Genomic DNA, 21,134 nt, shown 5'->3' with positions numbered 1-21,134 from the left:
ACTAATACTGTGAGATCAGGAACCCTTTGGGAGGTCGTGAATGAAAACAGATGAAAAAAATCCTATTTTTGATATTCGGGATACATTGGAAAAATACGCTTGCATTTATCGAAATACTACACTGAAGCTTTTTCAGTACTGTCAGGAGACGGACATATATGAACGTCTGGATGAATACCTGAGACCTGTAAAAAATATTACGGATTTTAAGACTAGTGGACAGAAATACAGCAATGTTTATAAAGACGACTGGAAGTTTTTGACGGATTTTTTGACATCCCGGGAAGGCGGGACGATAGAAGTGCGGTGTATCAATAAAGACGGTAATGCGAGTCTTCTGACAGTACGGGGATTTATAGCACAGGATAAAATTACCGGATATCATTATTTCATAGGAAGCTCCAGAGATATCACCAGGGAGAAGCTGCAGGAAGAATTTCTTGAGGAACGTGCCCAGAAAGATCCTCTGACCGGAGTGTATAACCGCTTTTTCGGAAAAGAACTGATCGATGAATACCTTGCATCCAGAAATCCCTATGCAGGATGCGGGATGATGGTGCTTGATGTAGATTATTTTAAAAATGTAAATGATACTTACGGACATATGTTCGGTGATGAAGTCCTGAAACGTTTTGCGGAGCTGTTTGTGGCTTTGTTCGACATTAATGATGTGATCATGCGTCTGGGTGGCGATGAATTTGTGATCCTTTTGAAGGATATCAGCCATGCAGCAATCATGAAAAAGGCAGGAAAACTGATACGGGAAGTGCAGAAACTTAAATTTCCGGGAACCACGTATCTGGCAACCTGCAGTGTGGGGATCTGCTTTCTTCCGGAAAATGTTTCCGGATATACATATCAGCAGCTCTTTGAAAATGCAGACTGGGCACTTTACCAGGCAAAGAAAAATGGAAAAAACCGCTATGCTTTCTGTGATAATCTGAGACGTTTTGAGGATAAGACAGAGGAAAAGCAGGAATTATACGAGGGTGTTGAGATAGATGCCAGATATCTTCATAATGATATTGTTTCTACTGCATTTGAAATATTTGAAAAAATGAGCAGCTTTCAGGCAGCGATTGAACTTCTGATGAAAGTGATCGGTCTGAAATTCCGGCTTAACCGGATCACAGTCCTGCATACCAAGGTGGCAGAGCAGAAAATAAACAGGGTTTTTCAATGGGTTTCGGAAGAAGAATACAGGCTTTTGATAGATGAGATACATTTTTCAAAAAGTGATTTTATCACATTGTTTCGCCACAATGATGAATATGGTACTGTGGTGATTCAGGAGAATGATCTGGCTGAATATTCGGAACAGAGAAGAAAGAATGTGTTACAGTGCGGAGCAAAAACCGTAGTCTGTGCTGCCATGTACTGTGAGGGAAGCTATACAGGGGCCATTGCATACGTGACCTGCCAGGAAAAAAGGCTCTGGTCCAGAGAAGATCGTAAGCTATTGGGAGAAGTGACCAAGATCATTTCTGCGCATTATGCCAAGAACCAAGCATTTAACAGTGCTTATCGTAGCATTGCTGCAGAATCCGGACGGGATCAGCTTACCGGATTGTCTTCTTTTTCAAGATTTCGCGAAAATGTGGAGAAAATGCTGATCGGAGGTTACGGGCCGGGACATGCAGTGATATATACCGATTTTGAAAAATTTAAACGTATTAATGCAAAATACGGATATCGTGTGGGAGATCAGATCCTGCGGCAGTTTTCTGAGTATGTGATAAGCGTTCTAAAAACAGATATGGATGTATATTTTACCAGGGCGATCTCTGATCATTTTATCCTTTTCACTCCATGTGATATGGATGTTGATCCGGAAACATCTGTTTTAAAGACCAATCAGGAGTTCTTACGGCAGATGAAAGAGAAATATCCGGATATGGAGCTCTGTGTCCGCACTGGGATCTATCTGATCACCAAAGAATGTAACAATGCATCTGAGGCGATCGATGCAGCGAATTATGCAAGAAAATATGCTGCTGGAAATTGTGAAACAGGTGTTAAGCTGTATGACGAAGAACTGAAAAAGCAAAGCGATGCAGAGTGAAAGATACAGGAATACGGACCAGAATCTATGCTTTTTCAGAATTTCAGGAATAATCTTTCGGGAAAGCTTTTACAATAGAACAGAGATGTTTGCGGCAGGAGTGAGCTTATGAACAGAAGTGTTCCGGAAAGTCTTTTAATCTGTATTTTAGTCTTATGCCTGGCTCTGACACCCGTTGGTGTTAGGGGAGAAACGGAAGATAGTGGAAAAGCACAGCAGCTGATCGAAGCGCCGGGTGCAGTCCTTATGGAAAAAGAAACCGGTACCGTGATCTATTCCAGGGATCCTGACACCCGAAGAAGCCCGGCCAGTATTACAAAGATCATGACATTGATCCTGATCTTTGATGCTATCCGTGAGGGAACCCTGCATCTGGAGGATAGCATTACCACCAGTGCTTATGCCAGATCCATGGGAGGGTCTCAGGTATTTCTGGAAGAAGGGGAAAAGCAGACTGCAGAAACCATGATCAAATGTATTGTGATCGCTTCCGGAAATGATGCCAGCGTAGCTATGGCGGAGCATGTTGCGGGAACAGAACAAGCCTTTGTGGAGAGGATGAACGAGAGGGCGAAGGATCTTGGAATGAAAAATACTCATTTTGTGGATTGCTGCGGGCTGACGGAATCACAGGAGCATTATACAACTCCCTATGACATTGCACTTATGAGCAGGGAGCTCATCAGCAGATATCCGGAAGTTCTTACATATTCATCTGTCTGGATGGAGGATATCACACATGTTACCAGAAAAGGCTCCTCGAAATTTACACTGACCAACACAAATAAACTGCTGCGCAGCTATGAGGGGTGTATGGGACTTAAAACAGGCAGCACCAGTATTGCAAAATACTGTCTCAGTGCTGTGGCAGAACGAAATGGGATCACACTGATCGCCTCAGTGATGGCCGCACCGGACCCGAAAACAAGATTCCGGGATGCAGCAGCTCTTTTAAATTACGGCTTTTCTAAATGCACATTGTATCTGGATGATGCTCTGGAGCCACTGAAACCTATGAAGCTCCGCAAAGGAGTCAAAGAGCAGGTTCCGCTTGTATATAGAGGGAAATTCCGATATATCAGCACAGATGGAACGAAACCTGACAATGTTAAGAAAAAGTTGATCCTTCCCAAAGAACAAAGTGCGCCGGTGAAAAAAGGGCAGAAAGCAGGGGCACAGGAATACTATCAGGATGGGAAAAAGATCGGTAGTCTGGATATCCTGTACGGGGAAACAATAAAAAAGGCCGGATACCATGACTGGCTGGAAAGAACCTGTCAGGCATTTCTTTTGTGATGCCTGCAACATATTTTGACAAAAAGGGCAGACTGGATGTATAATACAACGGATTGAAGAAATAACAGAACAGGGAAGGGATTTTGGATGAAAGAGATCAGAACAGAAGATGCAGTGGGACACATTCTGTGCCATGATATCACGCAGATCATAAAAGATGAGAAAAAAGGCGTTCTTTTCAAAAAGGGGCATGTAGTGAAAGAAGAGGATATACCACTGCTGCTCTCTGTAGGAAAAGAACACCTTTTTGTGTGGGAGAAAAAACCGGGGATTCTTCACGAAAATGAAGCTGCAGAGATCCTTTACAAAATCTGTGCCGGAAACTCTTCCAAAGTACATGGAACTGAGATCAAAGAAGGTAAGATCGAGGTGGTATCAAAGATCGATGGTATTCTGAAAATACGTCGTGATGCACTTGTGGCTGTGAATTCTCTGGGAGAAATGATGATTGCTTCCAGACATGGCGATTTTCCGATAAAAAAAGGTGATAAGGTTGCAGGAACCAGGATCATTCCGCTTGTGATCGAGAAAGAGAAAATGGATGCAGCAGAGAGGGCAGCAGGAAACCTTCCGATCTTTGACATTCTCCCTTACCAGCATAAAAAAGTAGGGATCGTCACAACCGGAAGTGAGATCAAAAAAGGACTGATCCGGGATACCTTCACACCGGTACTCCGGGAAAAGCTTTCCGGGTTTCCGACAGAAGTGACAGGCCAGGTGATGCCGGGAGATGATAAGGAAGAGATCACAAAGGCTATTCTTTCTTTTGCAGATGCAGGGGCAGATCTGATCTTCTGTACCGGTGGAATGAGCGTGGATCCTGATGACCGTACTCCAGGTGGAATCCGGGATACCGGAGCAAAGATCATAACCTATGGAGCACCTGTACTTCCAGGAGCTATGTTGCTTGTGGCATATCTTGAGCGGGACGGAAGATCCATACCGGTACTTGGACTTCCGGGCTGCGTCATGTACGCAAAAAGAACAGTATTTGATCTGATCCTGCCCAGAGTGATGGCAGATGATGAGATCAAGGCAGAGGAGATTGCCGCGCTGGGAGAAGGCGGACTATGTCTGAACTGTCCGGTTTGTACTTTCCCGAACTGCGGATTTGGAAAATAATATGAAAAAATTCAGAATCAAACAATATGAGATCCATACGGACAAGATCCATGCTCCACAGGGCGTGAGGATGATTCTTCTTGCAGATCTTCACGGAATATCCTACGGAAAAGACAATATCCGGCTGACAGAGACGATCCGAAAGCTTGCCCCGGACGTGATCCTTTCTGCCGGCGACATGGCTGTACGCACAGAAACGAATACTCTGGTAACTGCATGTAAGCTGCTGACAGAGCTTGCCGGAGATTTTCCCGTGTATTATGCACTTGGCAATCATGAATATAAAATGTTCCTTTCCGAAGAATACCGGCCATATTATGCAAAATACGAAAGAGCACTGAAAAAAGCCGGTGTGCATATTTTAAGGAACGGACGTGAAGATATGGTCCTGCAGGGAGAACACTTCTGTTTCTGGGGATTGGAGCTTCCCATCGAATATTATCACAAACCAAGATCACCGAAGCTAAAAAAAGAAGTGATGGAAGAAATGATCGGAAAACCTGAAGATAAAGGGATGCAGATCCTGCTGGCACATAATCCGAAATACGGAAAAACCTATTTTGAATGGGGCGCGGATCTGATCCTGTCCGGACATTATCACGGAGGCGTTGTCCGTCTCAGCGAACATTACGGCCTTTCATCTCCTCAATATCTGTTTCTCCCGCCGTTTTGCTGCGGAGACTTTCACAAAGGGGATCAGCATATGATCGTCAGTGCTGGACTTGGAGAACATACCATCCCCATTCGGATCCATAATCCAAGGGAACTGCTGGTGATCGATATAAAACCTTCCGAAAAAATGAAATGAGGAAACCCTATGGCATTATCTGTTAAGCTGAATGTATTTGAAGGCCCTCTGGATCTTCTGCTTCACCTGATCGACAAAAACAAGATCGATATCTATGATATTCCTATTGTGGAGATCACAGATCAGTATATGGAATATCTGCATTCCATGGAAAAAGAAGATCTGGGGATCATGAGTGAATTTCTTGTCATGGCAGCTACTCTTCTGGATATCAAATGTAAAATGCTTCTTCCGAAAGAAGTGAATGAGGAAGGAGAAGAGGAGGACCCTAGAGCAGAGCTTGTGCAGAAGCTGCTGGAATATAAGATGTACAAATATATGTCCTATGAATTACGGGACAGGCTTGGAGATGCGGCAGGGGTTTATTACCGAAAACAGGATCTTCCGGAAGAAGTGCTGCAGTATACTCCACCGTCTGATCCCCAGGAACTTCTCCGGGGTCTGACACTGGAGCGGATGAGTGCGATCTATCAGGCTTTGATCCGCAGACAGGAAAATAAGATCGATCCGATCCGAAGTAAATTCGGAAGGATTGAAAAAGAGGAAATATCACTTTCCGATAAATTGCTGGAAATGAAGGAATATGCAAAAGCGCACCGGAAATTCAGCTTTCGCAGGCTGATGGAAAACCAGCATTCCAAAATACAGCTGATCGTGACCTTTCTGGCGATTCTGGAACTGATGAAGATGGGACATGTTCATGCAGAACAGGAAGAGCTTTTTGATGATATTCATGTGGAAGTTATCACGGATCCGGACACATGGAAGAATCTGACAGAGTTCGCAGATGAATAATATAGTAGGAATGAGGACAATAAGTGGAAATCAAACGAATTGAAGGAGAAATCGAAGCCATCCTGTTTGCAATGGGAGAAGCTGTGGAATTACCCCGTATTGCCAGAGCGATCCGTCAGGATCCGACAACAACGGAAAATATCATCCGAAATATGATGATCCGTTATCAGGAAGAAGAGCGGGGGATCCAGATCATAGAGCTCGAAAACTCCTTTCAGCTTTGTACAAAAAAAGAATACTATGATTCTCTTATCCGGATCGCAGCGCAGCCAAAGAAACCCACGCTGACAGACGTTATGCTTGAGACCCTTTCGATCATTGCCTACAAACAGCCCGTTACAAAAGCAGAGATCGAAAAGATCCGAGGGGTAAAATGTGATCATGCCATCAATAAGCTGATGGATTATGATCTGGTGAGAGAACTTGGACGTCTGGATGCTCCGGGTCGCCCGATCCTCCTGGGAACCACCGAAGAATTTCTGCGTTGCTTTGGTGTCCATGGGCTGGAAGACCTTCCGGAAATGGATCCGGTCCAGCTGGAGGATTTCAAGGCGGAAGCAGAGGAAGAGATCCAGCTGAAGCTGGACGTATAACAAATAACACGGACAGATGCCGGTTTACCGGGACCTGCCGGACAGATCAGAAAACAGAAGAGGAGTGACGAAAATGCCCACAACATACGCACATGATCTTTTTGGAAAAAGGGTTTACCGGAAACTTTCCGCAAAATTACAGCATCTGATCCGAAGCAACGGAAATCTGTACCGGATCGGACAGCATGGTCCGGATATCCTGTTTTATTATTTTATATCCAAAAATCCGGTGACACAGTACGGAGTGCAGATGCATGGACGGAAAGCAAGAGAATTCTTTGAAAAGGGCATGGCGAAGGTCCGGGAGGAAAAAAATCCTGCACTGATGGCTTACCTGTTGGGGTTCGGATGTCATTATATCCTGGATTCTACCTGTCATCCTTACGTCAATCAGGTAGCTGCCGAGGGGAAAATCTCACATACGCTCTTTGAGAAGGAATTTGACCGTATGCTGATGTATGAAACCGGCAAAGATCCATTGCGTTTTTATCCGTCGCATGGGATCCGTGCCAGTTTTCTCAGTGCATGGACGATACACCAGGTACTGCCGGCGATCCGTACCTGGAACATTTATCTGTCATTGAAAATGATGAAGATATTCACCTGTATTTTGGTATGTGATGATGGAGGAAGGAAGAGACGCCTTTCGGAACATGCCCTTTCCCCCGCAGGAAAAAAGATATCTGCGTTTATTACCGAATTTTTTATGAGCCCGGAGCCGGAGATCGACTGTAGGGAGGAGCTTCTTAAGCTGGACAGTCTGATGGAAGAGGCACTTGCCAAGGCGCCGGATATGCTGGAAGAGCTTGCTGCACTTGCAGTCAGGCCAGGACATCTTTCTGACAGATGGGATCTGACCTTTAACGGATGATCGATCCCGGCAGACAATAGATACAAGTGATATCTGAATGCTATCCCCGCATAAAATTAAATATAACAGTTACTGTAAACAGTTATATGAACCGTGTACGGGGTGATGCATTATGAGCAAACGGCGTATGGCCGCTGTCGTGCTGGTGACAGCGGTCCTTATTATTTGTCAGATCTTTCCGGTAAAGGCGGCAGATGACGAAAATCTATATGCACTTTCTGCAGTTCTCATGGATGGGGAGACCGGCCGTGTGCTGTACGGAAAAGAAGCATACAAGGGACGGCCGAATGCCAGCACCACAAAGGTAATGACCTGTATTCTTGCTCTGGAGCTGGCAAGGGGAGATGATTACGTACAGGTTTCCGGGAATGCGGCATCTCAGCCACAGACACGTCTTGGCATGCGGGAGGGCCAGCAGTTTTATCTGGAGGATCTTCTCTATTCACTGATGCTGAAAAGCCATAATGATTCCGCCGTGGCCATCGCGGAACATATCGGCGGCTCCGTAGAAGGTTTTGCAGAGAAGATGAATGAAAAAGCAAAAGAGCTGGGATGTAAGGACACACATTTTGTTACACCCAATGGTCTGGATGGAGAAGATGAAGGAGGTATCCATCATACAACAGCCCGGGATCTTGCCTTGATCATGGCGTATGCAATAAAAAATGCAACATTTGTCCATATTACCCAGACTAGAGATTATACTTTCACGGATATCTCAGGAAAAAAGCATTATTCGGTACATAATACCAATGCTTTCCTGGATATGGAAACAGGAGTGATCTCCGGAAAAACAGGATTTACAGGAAATGCCGGATATTGTTATGTCTGCGCAGTCCGACAGGACGAGCGATTATTTATCGTGGCTCTTCTGGGATGCGGATGGCCCGGAAATAAAAATTATAAATGGAGCGATACTAAGAAGCTTCTTTCCTATGGCAGGGAAAATTATCAGTATGTGATGCTGCCGGAGCTTCCGCAGCTGCCTGAGATCCCGGTAACAGAAGCAGCACCGGGAAAAGAAGATCCATATCCGCAAAAGTCCGATCGTTCCGGATATCCTCCCAAACAGGTTATGCTGAAAATACACGCAGTACTTTCTGAAAAAGATCGTGAGAAAAGATATCTTCTGAAAAAAACAGAAACGATCACATGGGAAACGGAGCTTCCGGATAAGCTCCCGGCACCAATACAGAAAAACCAGAAGATCGGTACACTCCATGCAAAGCTCAACGGAAAAGAACTCCTTTCCTGCCTTGTAACCGCCGATGACAAAATCGACAGAATTACCTATAAATGGTATGTGGATAAAGTATTTAAGGATTATTTCCATTAATTTAGCGACCCCTGGCATAAGTCAGGGGTTAATTTTTTAACGTTCGTGACGAAAAGTATTGAATTTTCTGCAAAAAAAAGGTACAATTATACTCGGCTGAATTTTTGGTTATATTAATAAAAAAATGGAGGGCATAGTATAATGAGTAATGCGACACAAAGCGTAGCGGCTGCAAGGATCAATTCCCTGCTTGACGCCAACAGTTTTGTTGAGATCGGACAGGCTGTCACAGCCAGAGCTACAGATTTCAACATGACTGAAAAAAAAGCACCTTCAGACGGTGTGATCACCGGATATGGTGTGATTGACGGCAGTCTGGTGTATGTATACAGCCAGGATGCATCTGTACTGAACGGAACAGTTGGTGAGATGCATGCCAAAAAGATCGCCAAAATTTATGATCTCGCTCTGAAAGTTGGAGCACCTGTTATCGGTCTTGTAGACTGTGCGGGACTTCGTCTTCAGGAGGCTACCGATGCACTTGAGGCATTTGGTGAGATCTATCTGAAACAGACACTGGCATCCGGTGTTATTCCACAGATCACTGCTGTTTTCGGAACATGCGGCGGTGGAATGGCAGTTGTACCGGCTCTTACAGACTTTACATTTGTAGAGGAGAAGAAGGGCAGACTGTTTGTAAACACTCCAAATGCACTGGAAGGAAACAGAGTGGAAAAATGCGATTCAGCTTCCGCACAGTTCCAGAGTGAGGAGACAGGACTTGTTGACGGCATCGGAACAGAAGAGGAGATCCTTGGACAGATCCGTACACTGGTCAGCATGCTTCCGGAGAATAATGAAGACAATGACAGCTTCAAGGAATGCACAGATGACCTGAACAGAGTATGTGATGATATTGCAGGCTGCACAGGCGACACAGCTATTGCGCTTTCAAGAATCGCTGATAATGGTGAGTTTTTTGAAACAAAGGCAGCTTACGGCCAGGATGTCGTAACAGGCTTCCTTCGTCTGAACGGAGCTACCGTTGGCGCTGTTGCAAACAGAAGCGAATCTTACGATGCTGATGGCAATAAGACAGAGATTTCCGACGGAACTCTTTCTGCAAGAGGTGCAAGAAAAGCAGCAGACTTCGTAAAATTCTGTGATGCTTTTGAGATTCCGGTACTTACTCTTACTAATGTAACAGGATTTAAAGCTACACTCTGCAATGAGAAGATGATGGCTAAATCCGTAGGTGAGATGGTACATGCTTTTGCATCTGCGACTGTACCGAAGGTAAATGTTGTAATTGGTAAAGCATACGGAACTGCATACGTTGCCATGAACAGCAAATCTGTCGGAGCAGATATGGTTTATGCATGGGATACAGCTGAGATCGGTATGATGGATGCTTCCCTTGCAGCAAAGATCATGTATGAGGGAGCTGACGCTTCTACACTGAATGAGAAGGCAGCTGAGTACAAAGAACTCCAGAACGGTATCGCATCTGCAGCAGCAAGAGGATATGTGGATACTGTGATCAAAGCAGAAGATACAAGAAAATATGTAATCGGTGCTTTTGAGATGCTGTTCACAAAAAGGGAAGACCGTCCATCCAAAAAGCATGGAACAGTCTAAGTGAGGTGAGCGTATGAGACAGTTTTATAAAAAGATCTCTTCTGTCTGCATGGCACTTCTTTGCGTAGCTGCACTTCTGATTGGATGCACAGCTACTGCATGGGCTGCTGATGAGATTGATGATTCTGTAAAGAGTCAGCTTGTCACAACAACCAAGGGCCTGACGGATGCGATCATCGCAATGTCCGAGGATGATATCCAGGGATATCTGGAATCAGAGGATGCTTTCACACAGAGTGCTGCAAGTGCATGGGATGGCTCCAGAGAAGAGCTTGGTGAGAAAAAAGGTGATATTGATGAGAAAGATATCACAGTGGAGTATTCCGATGATCAGTATACCGTTGTTGTTCCGGTATCCTTCGAGAAAAACAAAGCGAATTTCACTTATGTATTTGATAAATCAGGAACCCCGACTTCTCTTACAGTTGATGTGAATTATACACTGGCACAGAACATGGAGAAGGCAGCGATGAATACAGTGATGGGTCTCGGAACAGTATTTGTGATCCTGGTATTCCTGATCTTCGTGATCTCTCTTTTCAAATATATTCCCGGACTTGTGGAAGGAAAGAAAAAAGAGAGCAAACCGGCTCCGGCAGCCGCAGCACCGGCTCCGGTTGCAGCACCAGTTGCTGAGCCTGCTGTTGAGGATGTGACAGATGATGGTGAGCTTATTGCCGTGATCGCCGCAGCGATCGCTGCTTCTGAAGGCAAAACAAGCACAGACGGATTCGTAGTACGTTCCATCCGCAAAGTCAACCGCAGAAAAAGATAATCATTATTTAGGAGGATTTTAAAATGAAGAGTTATACAATTACTGTTAACGGAACAGCATATGAAGTTACTGTAGAAGAGAACGGAAACGCAGCAGCTCCAGTTGCAGCAGCACCAAAAGCAGCAGCTCCGGCTCCTAAGGCAGCTCCGGCAGCAGCTCCTAAGGCAGCAGCTCCGGCAGCAGGCGCAGGTTCTGTTAAAGTTTCCGCAGCCGTTCCTGGAAAAGTTGTAAAAATCGTTGCATCTGTTGGACAGAGCGTAAAAGCTGGTGACAGCGTAGTGATCGTTGAGTCCATGAAGATGGAGATCCCGGTTGTTGCTCCTCAGGACGGAACAATCGCCAGCATCGATGTTGCAGAGGGTGCTGCCGTTGAAAATGGAGATACTCTTGCAACAATGAACTAAACAGGAGGTAGACAAATGTCTTATGTAACAAATACCCTGTCAAACCTGATCCATCAGACAGCATTTTTCAACCTTACCTGGGGAAACTACCTGATGATCGCAGTGGCATGTGTGTTCTTATATCTTGCCATTAAACATGGTTTTGAGCCGCTGCTGTTGGTTCCGATCGCTTTTGGTATGCTTCTGGTAAATATTTATCCGGACATTATGCTGAGCATTGAGGATTCATCCAATGGCGTTGGCGGACTTCTTCATTATTTTTACTTAATGGATGAGTGGAGTATTCTTCCTTCACTGATCTTCCTGGGTGTCGGTGCGATGACAGACTTCGGTCCGCTGATCGCAAACCCGATCAGCTTCCTGATGGGAGCAGCTGCACAGCTTGGTATTTACCTTGCATACTTCCTTGCAATTTTCCTTGGATTTAATGGTAAAGCAGCAGCAGCGATCTCTATCATTGGTGGTGCTGACGGCCCGACTTCCATTTTCCTTGCAGGTAAGCTTGGACAGTCTTCTCTTATGGGACCGATCGCAGTGGCAGCATATTCCTATATGTCCCTGGTACCGATCATCCAGCCTCCGATCATGAAGGCTTTCACAACAGAGAAAGAGCGTAAGATCAAAATGGCGCAGCTCCGTCCTGTTACAAAACTTGAGAAGATCCTTTTCCCGATCGTTATCACAATCGTTGTTTGCCTGATCCTTCCGACAACAGCTCCCCTTGTTGGTATGCTGATGCTCGGAAACCTGTTCCGTGAGTCCGGAGTTGTTAAACAGCTTTCTGAAACAGCTTCCAACGCTCTTATGTACATCGTAGTAATCCTTCTCGGAACATCTGTAGGTGCTTCCACAAGTGCTGAGGCGTTCTTGAACGTAGATACACTGAAGATCGTAGTTCTTGGTCTTGTTGCCTTTGCCTGCGGTACTTTTGGCGGTGTTATGCTTGGTAAGCTTCTCTGCAAGGTTACTCACGGAAAGATCAATCCTCTGATCGGATCAGCCGGTGTTTCTGCCGTTCCTATGGCAGCCCGTGTATCCCAGAAGGTTGGTGCTGAGGCAGATCCTACAAACTTCCTGCTGATGCATGCGATGGGACCGAACGTTGCTGGTGTTATCGGTACAGCGGTTGCTGCCGGTACATTCATGGCGATTTTTGGTGTCTAACCCATTGTCTTATAAAAATTTGTAAGGAGAATAATTATGGCAGAAATAGAGAAAAAACCTGTGAAAGTTGTGGAAACGATCCTGCGTGACGCTCATCAGTCCCTGATCGCTACACGTATGAGCACAGAGCAGATGCTTCCGATCATTGAGAAGCTTGACAAAGTCGGCTACTATGCAGTAGAGTGCTGGGGCGGTGCTACTTTCGATGCTTCCTTACGTTTCCTGAAAGAGGATCCGTGGGAAAGACTTCGTAAACTTCGTGACGGTTTCAAAAACACAAAGCTTCAGATGCTGTTCCGTGGACAGAACATCCTTGGATATCGTCCATATGCAGATGATGTAGTAGAGTATTTTGTACAGAAATCCGCAGCTAACGGTATCGATATCATCCGTATCTTTGACTGTATGAATGACCTTCGTAACCTTCAGACAGCTGTAAAAGCAGCAAACAAGGAGAAAGCACATGCACAGGTTGCAATGGCTTACACACTTGGTGATGCTTACACACTTGATTACTGGACAGATCTTGCAAAACGTATCGAAGATATGGGTGCAGATTCCATCTGTATCAAAGATATGGCAGGACTTCTTGTTCCGTACAAAGCTACAGAGCTTGTTCAGGCTCTCAAAGAGACTGTTAAGATCCCGATCGATCTTCATTCTCACTATACATCCGGTGTTGCTTCCATGACATATATGAAGGCAGTAGAGGCAGGTGTTGATATCATCGACACAGCAATGTCTCCGTTTGCTCTTGGAACATCCCAGCCTGCAACAGAGGTTATGGTTGAGACCTTCAAGGGAACACCATATGATACAGGATTTGATCAGCAGCTTCTCGCTGAGATCGCTGACTACTTCCGTCCGATGCGTGATGAGGCTCTTGATACAGGTCTTCTCAATCCGAAGAACCTTGGTGTAAACATCAAGACTCTTCTGTATCAGGTACCTGGCGGAATGCTTTCCAACCTGACATCACAGCTGAAAGAGCAGCATGCCGAGGATAAATTCTACGAAGTACTTGAGGAAGTTCCGCGTGTACGTAAAGACCTTGGTGAGCCACCGCTTGTTACACCGTCCTCTCAGATCGTTGGTACACAGGCTGTATTTAACGTGATCATGGGCGAGCGTTACAAGGTTGTCACAAAAGAGACAAAAGACGTGTTAAGTGGTAAGTATGGCGCAACAGCCAGACCGTTCAATCCGGAAGTACAGAAAAAATGTATCGGAGATATTGAACCGATCACATGCCGTCCGGCAGATCTTCTGGAGGATGAGCTTGATAAGCTTGAGAGCGAGATGGCACAGTACAAGGAGCAGGATGAGGATGTTCTCACATATGCACTGTTCCCGCAGGTTGCCATGGACTTCTTTAAATATCGCCAGGCTCAGAAGACAAAAGTTGATGAGACTGTAGCAGATACCAAGAACGGCGCATACCCGGTATAAAGCACACATAGAAATGCAGATGCATTTCAAAACAGGAAAAGGAGCTTGCTGTATGCAGGCTCCTTTGTGCATAAAAAAGATAAAAAAGGCAGGATAACAGGTAATGTCCAAAGTTGCGATCATAGGCGGCGGTGCCGCCGGAATGCTCTGCGGTGTATATGCTGCGCGCAGAGGACACCAGGTTCACATACTGGAAAAAAATGAGAAACTCGGAAAAAAGCTTTTCATCACCGGAAAGGGACGGTGCAACGTCACCAATGATTCCGATACCGAAGAACTTTTTCCGGCAGTGATGTCAAACCGCAAATTTCTTTACAGTGCTTTCTACACCTATGGAAGCAGAGATGTGATGGAATTTTTTGAGGAGGCAGGAGTGCCGCTGAAAACAGAGCGTGGAAACCGGGTTTTTCCGGTATCGGATCATTCATCAGATATTATCCGTGCGCTTGAGCGGGAACTGAAAAAAGCCGGAGCGCAGATCCATCTTCATACAGAGGTAACGGAAGTTTGTACACAGGATGAAAAAGTTACCGGTGTATTACTTTCGGACGGTACCTTTTTTGAAGCGGATACTGTGGTAGTTGCCACAGGCGGGCTTTCCTACCCGTCCACAGGTTCCACAGGAGATGGATATCGTTTTGCTGCTGAAACGGGACATAAAGTTGTTTCCCAGTCACCATCACTGGTACCATTGGTGGCAAAAGAAGATTATGTTTCCAAACTTCAGGGCCTTTCCCTTCGGAATGTGGAGCTTACAGTAAAATCCGGCAAAAAAGTTCTCTATAAAGATTTCGGCGAGATGATGTTTACTCATTTCGGAGTGACAGGACCGCTGATCCTTTCCGCCAGTGCCCAGATCGGCAAAAAGCTGGAAAAGGAGCCTTTGGAGGCTTTCCTGGATCTGAAGCCGGCGCTTGATGCAGAACAGCTTGACGCCCGGATCCTGCGTGAATTTGATGCAAATCATAACAAGCAGTTTAAAAATGTGATCGGTGTTCTTTTTCCGTCTTCTCTGACTCCGATCATGATCGAAATTGGCGGTATCCCCGGGGAAAAACCGGTACATGAGATCTCCAGGGAAGAGCGTCAGGCTTTTGGCCGTCTGATCAAGGCTTTTCCGTTTACGATCACGGGAATGGGAGAGTTTAAGGAAGCGATCATCACAAGAGGCGGTGTGTCAGTAAAAGAGATACAGCCATCCACAATGGAATCCAAAAAAATAAAAAATCTGTATTTTACAGGTGAAGTACTGGATCTGGATGCAGTGACCGGTGGCTATAATCTTCAGATCGCATGGTCTACAGCGTATGCGGCAGCTCAGGCGATCGAATAACAGAAAAGAGGAAGGAGCAACGATTATGGGTATTAATATTGCAATTGACGGACCGGCAGGTGCAGGAAAAAGCACAATTGCAAAAAAAGTGGCAAAGGAGCTGTCCTTTATTTATGTAGATACAGGGGCAATGTATCGTGCCATGGCACTTTATCTTCTGGAAAAAGGGATCAGCGGTGACGAAAAAATCTCTGAAGCCTGTCACGATGCGGATATCTCTATCCGTTATGAGAACGGTGAGCAGCAGGTGATCCTTAACGGAAAGAATGTAACTGCGTTCCTCCGTAAGGAAGAGGTAGGAAATATGGCATCTGTAAGCTCTGCAAATCCGGAGGTGCGTGCACATCTTCTGAAGCTGCAGCGCAATCTTGCAGCCGAGAATAATGTAGTTATGGACGGAAGAGATATCGGAACCACCATTCTTCCCAATGCGGAAGTAAAGATCTTTCTGACTGCAAGTGCAAAGACCCGTGCCAGCAGACGATACCTGGAGCTTACAGAGAAGGGTGAAGCCTGCGATATGGATGAGATCCTGAAAGATATCGTTGACAGAGATGAGAGAGATATGAACCGCGCGGTTTCTCCGCTTAAAAAAGCAGAGGATGCTGTTCTTGTTGATTCATCTGAGATGGGAATTGACGAAGTGGTTGAGAGTATCCTTTCCGTATACAGAAAAAGGGTGAATGGATGAACGTAAAAGTTGCAGAAACTGCCGGCTTCTGTTTCGGCGTACAAAGAGCAGTTGACCGTGTTTATGAGCTGATCGGTTCCGATGCAGCACCGATTTATACACTGGGCCCGATCATCCATAATGAGGAGGTTGTCTCAGATCTCGAAAAAAAAGGTGTGGCTGTGATCTGTGAGAAGGATCTTGGCAGCCTGAAGGGCGGCACTGTTGTGATCCGTTCCCATGGAGTAGGCCGCAGGGTTTATAACACGATCAAAAAATATGGTCTCGGATATGTAGATGTTACCTGTCCTTTTGTGCTGAAGATCCACAAGATCGTTGAGAGAGAAAGTTCCAGAGGTGCCCATATTGTGATCATCGGTGATCCGGACCATCCGGAAGTCCAGGGGATCTGCGGATGGTGTCAGGGACCATATACAGTGGTCAGAAATGCTGAGGATGCTGAAAAATTCAATATTTCTCCGGAAAAAGAAGTATGTGTAGTGTCCCAGACGACATTTAATTACAACAAATTTCAAGAATTAGTTGAAATTCTCCGCAAAAAGAGTTATGATAATAATGTTTTAAATATTTTAAATATTTTAAACACTATTTGTAATGCTACCGAAGAACGGCAGAAAGAAGCTAAAGCGATAGCCGGAGAGGTAGACACTATGCTGGTCGTAGGTGGCCGACATAGCTCCAATACTCAAAAGCTGTTTGAAATATGTAAAAAGGAATGTGGAAATACTTACTATATACAAACACCTGTAGACTTGGATTCTGAAATGTTCCAATGCAGTAGTTGTGTAGGTATTACAGCAGGGGCTTCCACCCCAAAGAAAATTATTGAGGAGGTTCAAGAACATGTCAGAGTTAAGTTTTGAACAGATGCTGGAAGATTCCGTAAAAACAATCAGAAATGGAGAGATCGTACAGGGTACCGTCATCGATGTTAAAGATGATGAGATCATCCTGAATATCGGCTATAAAGCAGACGGTATCATCACAAAGAACGAGTACACAAACGATTCAAGCGTTGTGCTTACAGACGTTGTTAAACCTGGCGATACCATGGAAGCAAAGGTTCTCAAAGTAAACGACGGAGAGGGACAGGTTACACTTACCTACAAACGTCTTGCAGCAGAGAAAGGCAACAAACGTCTTGAGGAGGCATTCGAGAACCAGGAGGTTCTGAAGGCTCCTGTAACACAGGTACTTGACGGTGGTCTTTGTGTCAATGTTGAGGAAGCAAGAGTATTCATTCCTGCAAGCCTTGTATCTGACACATATGAGAAAGATCTTTCCAAATATGCAGATCAGGAGATCGAGTTCGTTATCACAGAGTTCAACCCAAGAAGACGCCGTATCATCGGTAACCGCAAACAGCTTCTTCTTGCTGAGAAAGCTGAGAAACAGAAAGAGCTTCTTGCTAAGATCAACGTAGGCGATAAAGTTGAGGGTGTTGTTAAGAATGTTACAGATTTCGGTGCATTCATTGACCTCGGCGGAGCAGACGGACTTCTTCACATCTCTGAGATGTCCTGGGGCAGAGTAGAGAACCCGAAGAAGGTATTCAACGTAGGTGATAAAGTTACAGTTCTTATCAAAGATATCAACGGAGACAAGATCGCACTTTCCCTTAAATTCCCGGAGGAGAACCCATGGCTTACAGCTGCTGAGGACTTCGCAGTAGGAAACGTAGTAAAGGGCAAAGTTGCACGTATGACAGATTTCGGTGCATTTGTTGAGCTTGCACCTGGAGTAGATGCTCTTCTTCATGTATCTCAGATCTCCAGAGAGCACGTTGCGAAACCATCTGATGTACTTTCCATCGGTCAGGAGATCGAGGCTAAGGTTGTTGATTTCAATGGCGAAGACAGAAAGATCAGCCTCAGCATGAAAGCACTCGAGGATAATTCTGCAGAGCAGACAGAGGAGTAATTTCTCAGAAGCTGTACAGCAGATGAATATTTTGAATTTCAGAGGCCGTCACATTTATTGTGACGGCCTTTTTTTGATTGGAATTGCGTAACAGAGATATTATTTAAGAACAGAAAGATAATATGGCAGGCAGTGTTTCAGATAGGTTTTCTGTTTTAAAGGATCATGCAGAAAAGCTTCTGTTACAGGAAACCAGGTGTAACAGGTTTCCCTTTTGGCAGGTCTTCGGAGCTTTTTATCCATGCAGGCACTTAAGGTTTTGGGTATTGCAGTGTCTTCGGAAGGGATGTAATCGTAATCCTTATAATTGGAGTAGTATTGCTTTAAACGTCCATTTTGAGACTTTACAAGAAGACGGACACAGTTATTCTGTCCAATTATGTAGATTTCTTCACTATGATTTGAAAATTTAACAGGCAGATCGTAATTAGTTTTAATGGTAAAGGCCAATTGATCGTCTTGAATTTCACAATTTAGTGCTTCGTAATCTTCATTGAAAAGAGCAAGATAGGATAGCATGGAGAAAATTTTTCCAAGTCCAAGAAGATCTTCCCGGTTATGTCCCATAACGATCTCTGCCGCTTCTGGTTTCTTTCCGGAAGCGAATTGTTTGTAAAGACGGATGCAGGCACCTCCATCACAGTAGTTCCGTTCAGTGATACCGAGAAATGATTCCATAGAAGGCTGATTCATCCGTGAAAGCTTCAAAAGTCCCTTGAGCGGCTTTAGTTCCCGGTAAAGGTCCAGAGAAGGCAGCTTTGCAAAAGGGGAAGAGAGTCCGTGGATCTGATATCGTGCATCCAGATAAGGCTGGTCAAAGCTGTCACCGTTATATTGGATCGTACATGAAAAATCCTGAAGGAATTCAGAAAATGTTTTCAGAAGTTCAGATTCTTCCTCTTCGTTTTCAATCATCCACTGGTACATCTGCCAGTTGTTTTCTTCGTAGGCTACAGCACCGATCAGATACAGAAAAGTGGAATTTCGTGATAGTCCTGTAGTTTCAATATCATAGAAAAGCGGTACAAAGCGCTCTGAAAATCTATGGTTTTTAGTCAATTTTTTAACAGTCTTAAAGTCTGGAAACCCTTGTAAAATCGGCATTTTTTTAACGATCATGTTAATTTTCTCCTTTATGGATTGTATCTGATTATACACAAAAAAATTGCTTTTCAATAGTGCAATTTAAAGTGAAATGAGTTATAGTTATTAGTAGAGTTGATGATAAAAAACAGGAAATGGTACTGGATTTATGTAGGGATTGACAGTGAAAAAATGACTATTATCGCTTCATAAATTAGTTATTCATTTACAGCTTTTTTATGAGCTGGTGAATATCTTCTACTGAAGTATATCACAGGATCGTGTCTGGATTCAATCTTTCATACATATCCTGCTCAAAGCAGAAGCTACTTTGTTACTGTTCGCTGGTAATGTTTCGCGAAATGATTTATGGGAGCGAAATAGATCTTGTTTGTCTTGGATGAAATAAGAAAAGGAAAATCAGAAACACAGAATCAACTTTAAAAAAGAGTATATGCGCAACGCAGAAATACCATGTACATGTACTTGCAAAAATAAAGGAGGAGATGAGATCTATGGCATTTTTAACCTTCAGGGGTGGTATCCATCCTTATGACGGCAAAGATTTGTCAAAAAACTGTCCTGTCGAGAAGTATCTGCCGAAGGGAGATCTGGCAATTCTTGTTTCTCAGCACATCGGAGCTCCGGCCAAGCCGATCGTAAAAAAAGGTGATCATGTGCTTGCAGGACAGAAAATCGCAGAAGCAGGAGGATTTGTTTCCGCACCGATACACTCGTCTGTATCAGGAACCGTAAAGGGAATCGAGAAACGTCTGACCGCAGTAGGCGCCATGGGTGATGCGATCATCATTGAGAATGACGGTCTGTACGAATCTGTGGAATATGCACCTGCAAAGCTTTCGGATCTTTCCAAGGAGGATATCCTGAAAAGGATTCAGGAAGGCGGAGTTGTTGGTCAGGGTGGTGCAGGTTTCCCGACACATGTAAAGCTCTCACCAAAGGAACCCGACAAGATCGATCATATCCTGGTCAACGGAGCGGAATGTGAGCCTTATATCACCAGTGACTACCGAAGGATGATGGAAGAACCGGAAAGCATTGTTGGTGGTCTGGAAGTAATCCTGAAAGCTTTCCCGAAGGCAGTGGGATGTATCTGTATCGAGGACAACAAACCGGATTGTATTGCCAGGATGAAAGAAGCCATCAAAGGCAAAGAGCGTATGGAAGTAAAAGAGCTTAAGACCAAATACCCACAGGGTGGTGAACGTACGCTGATCTATGCGGTAACAGGCAGAGAGATCAATTCCACTATGCTTCCGGCAGACGTAGGATGCGTGGTTGATAACGTAGAGACTGTTACTTCTGTTTATAAGGCAGTGATCCTCGGACAGCCGGTCATCAGCCGTAATGTAACGGTTACCGGAGACGGAATCCGCACACCGAAGAACTTTTCCGTTCTTACAGGCACAGATCTGTCTGAACTGGTAGATGCTGCAGGCGGACTGAAGGAAAAGATCGCAAAAGCAATCTCCGGCGGACCGATGATGGGATTTGCGCTGTATGATCTTCATATTCCATGTACGAAGACAACTTCTTCCCTGCTTTTCCTGGAGCGTGACGCAGTTTCCGAGGCGAAGCAGATCCAGACTGCATGTATCAATTGCGGACGTTGTGTAAGCGTCTGTCCGGGCCATGTGGTTCCGGCCCGCCTTGCAACTCTTGCAGAACACGGTGATATGGCAGGCTTCGAAAAAATGGATGGTATGGAATGCTGCGAGTGCGGCTGCTGCAGTTACATCTGTCCGGCCAAACGACCTCTGACTCAGAGTATTAAATCTATGAGAAAAATGGTTCTTGCAGAGCGCAAGAAAAAGAAATAGGGGGAGGAATAAC

19 protein-coding genes are annotated in these 21,134 nt (G+C 44.9%); 18 read left to right on the top strand and 1 reads right to left on the bottom strand.

Annotated elements, in window-relative coordinates; genetic code table 11:
- The first annotated feature begins 40 nt into the window (after positions 1-40).
- From NQ489_RS09895 to rpsA, 17 genes are all read left to right on the top strand, one after another.
- A complete protein-coding gene (locus NQ489_RS09895; RefSeq protein ID WP_021650524.1) occupies positions 41-2,062 on the top strand; it encodes a GGDEF domain-containing protein in 2,022 nt (673 codons plus the stop codon).
- Between the two features lie 108 nt (positions 2,063-2,170).
- Complete coding sequence (locus NQ489_RS09890) at positions 2,171-3,358, top strand: D-alanyl-D-alanine carboxypeptidase family protein (protein WP_021650522.1); 1,188 nt, start codon at positions 2,171-2,173, stop codon at positions 3,356-3,358.
- 87 nt (positions 3,359-3,445) lie between these two features.
- Complete coding sequence (locus NQ489_RS09885) at positions 3,446-4,480, top strand: molybdopterin-binding protein (protein WP_021650521.1); 1,035 nt, start codon at positions 3,446-3,448, stop codon at positions 4,478-4,480.
- 1 nt (position 4,481) lies between these two features.
- A complete protein-coding gene (locus tag NQ489_RS09880; protein WP_021650520.1) occupies positions 4,482-5,288 on the top strand; it encodes a metallophosphoesterase in 807 nt (268 codons plus the stop codon).
- A gap of 9 nt (positions 5,289-5,297) precedes the next feature.
- Positions 5,298-6,083, top strand: a complete 786-nt coding sequence (locus NQ489_RS09875) for a segregation and condensation protein A (RefSeq protein ID WP_021650519.1) — start codon at positions 5,298-5,300, stop codon at positions 6,081-6,083.
- Between the two features lie 23 nt (positions 6,084-6,106).
- Entirely contained in the window at positions 6,107-6,676 is a 570-nt protein-coding gene (gene scpB / locus NQ489_RS09870; protein ID WP_021650518.1) for an SMC-Scp complex subunit ScpB, read from the top strand.
- Positions 6,677-6,749: 73 nt separating this feature from the next.
- The gene (locus NQ489_RS09865; protein ID WP_044960811.1) at positions 6,750-7,547 is read left to right on the top strand and encodes a zinc dependent phospholipase C family protein; all 798 of its coding nucleotides are present in this window, start codon (positions 6,750-6,752) and stop codon (positions 7,545-7,547) included.
- A gap of 112 nt (positions 7,548-7,659) precedes the next feature.
- Entirely contained in the window at positions 7,660-8,883 is a 1,224-nt protein-coding gene (locus NQ489_RS09860; protein ID WP_044960808.1) for a D-alanyl-D-alanine carboxypeptidase family protein, read from the top strand.
- Between the two features lie 141 nt (positions 8,884-9,024).
- Entirely contained in the window at positions 9,025-10,461 is a 1,437-nt protein-coding gene (locus tag NQ489_RS09855; RefSeq protein ID WP_021650515.1) for an acyl-CoA carboxylase subunit beta, read from the top strand.
- A 13-nt stretch (positions 10,462-10,474) separates the two neighbouring features.
- A complete protein-coding gene (locus NQ489_RS09850) occupies positions 10,475-11,236 on the top strand; it encodes an OadG family transporter subunit (protein ID WP_021650514.1) in 762 nt (253 codons plus the stop codon).
- A 23-nt stretch (positions 11,237-11,259) separates the two neighbouring features.
- The gene (locus tag NQ489_RS09845) at positions 11,260-11,640 is read left to right on the top strand and encodes a biotin/lipoyl-containing protein (protein ID WP_015524870.1); all 381 of its coding nucleotides are present in this window, start codon (positions 11,260-11,262) and stop codon (positions 11,638-11,640) included.
- 15 nt (positions 11,641-11,655) lie between these two features.
- Positions 11,656-12,804, top strand: a complete 1,149-nt coding sequence (locus tag NQ489_RS09840) for a sodium ion-translocating decarboxylase subunit beta (RefSeq protein WP_015524871.1) — start codon at positions 11,656-11,658, stop codon at positions 12,802-12,804.
- A 36-nt stretch (positions 12,805-12,840) separates the two neighbouring features.
- A complete protein-coding gene (locus NQ489_RS09835; RefSeq protein WP_015524872.1) occupies positions 12,841-14,253 on the top strand; it encodes an oxaloacetate decarboxylase subunit alpha in 1,413 nt (470 codons plus the stop codon).
- A gap of 103 nt (positions 14,254-14,356) precedes the next feature.
- The gene (locus tag NQ489_RS09830) at positions 14,357-15,586 is read left to right on the top strand and encodes an NAD(P)/FAD-dependent oxidoreductase (protein WP_021650513.1); all 1,230 of its coding nucleotides are present in this window, start codon (positions 14,357-14,359) and stop codon (positions 15,584-15,586) included.
- A 25-nt stretch (positions 15,587-15,611) separates the two neighbouring features.
- Positions 15,612-16,277 (top strand): (d)CMP kinase, encoded by a 666-nt coding sequence (cmk, locus tag NQ489_RS09825; protein ID WP_015524874.1) that lies wholly within the window; start codon positions 15,612-15,614, stop codon positions 16,275-16,277.
- Positions 16,274-17,140 carry a 4-hydroxy-3-methylbut-2-enyl diphosphate reductase gene (gene ispH, locus NQ489_RS09820; protein WP_021650511.1) on the top strand — a complete coding sequence of 289 codons (867 nt, stop codon included), beginning with the start codon at positions 16,274-16,276 and terminating at the stop codon, positions 17,138-17,140. Before cmk ends, ispH begins: the two co-directional genes overlap by 4 nt.
- Positions 17,121-18,197: a 30S ribosomal protein S1 gene (gene rpsA / locus NQ489_RS09815; RefSeq protein ID WP_015524876.1), complete on the top strand. Its 1,077-nt coding sequence runs from the start codon at positions 17,121-17,123 to the stop codon at positions 18,195-18,197. The genes ispH and rpsA overlap by 20 nt, the downstream gene beginning before the upstream one ends.
- Before the next feature lie 99 nt (positions 18,198-18,296).
- Here rpsA and NQ489_RS09810 read toward each other — a convergent pair whose 3' ends face one another.
- Positions 18,297-19,316, bottom strand: a complete 1,020-nt coding sequence (locus NQ489_RS09810) for a ribonuclease H-like domain-containing protein (protein WP_044960804.1) — start codon at positions 19,314-19,316, stop codon at positions 18,297-18,299.
- Positions 19,317-19,795: 479 nt separating this feature from the next.
- Here NQ489_RS09810 and rsxC point away from each other — a divergent pair, with 479 nt between their 5' ends.
- A complete protein-coding gene (rsxC, locus tag NQ489_RS09805) occupies positions 19,796-21,121 on the top strand; it encodes an electron transport complex subunit RsxC (protein ID WP_021650509.1) in 1,326 nt (441 codons plus the stop codon).
- Positions 21,122-21,134 lie beyond the last annotated feature (13 nt).

This window comes from Blautia sp. KLE_1732_HM_1032, from assembly GCF_025147905.1.
GTDB lineage: Bacteria > Bacillota > Clostridia > Lachnospirales > Lachnospiraceae > Blautia_A > Blautia_A fusiformis.
The sequence above is the reverse complement of the archived record's forward strand: the minus strand, read 5'-3'. Positions and strand labels throughout refer to the sequence as shown.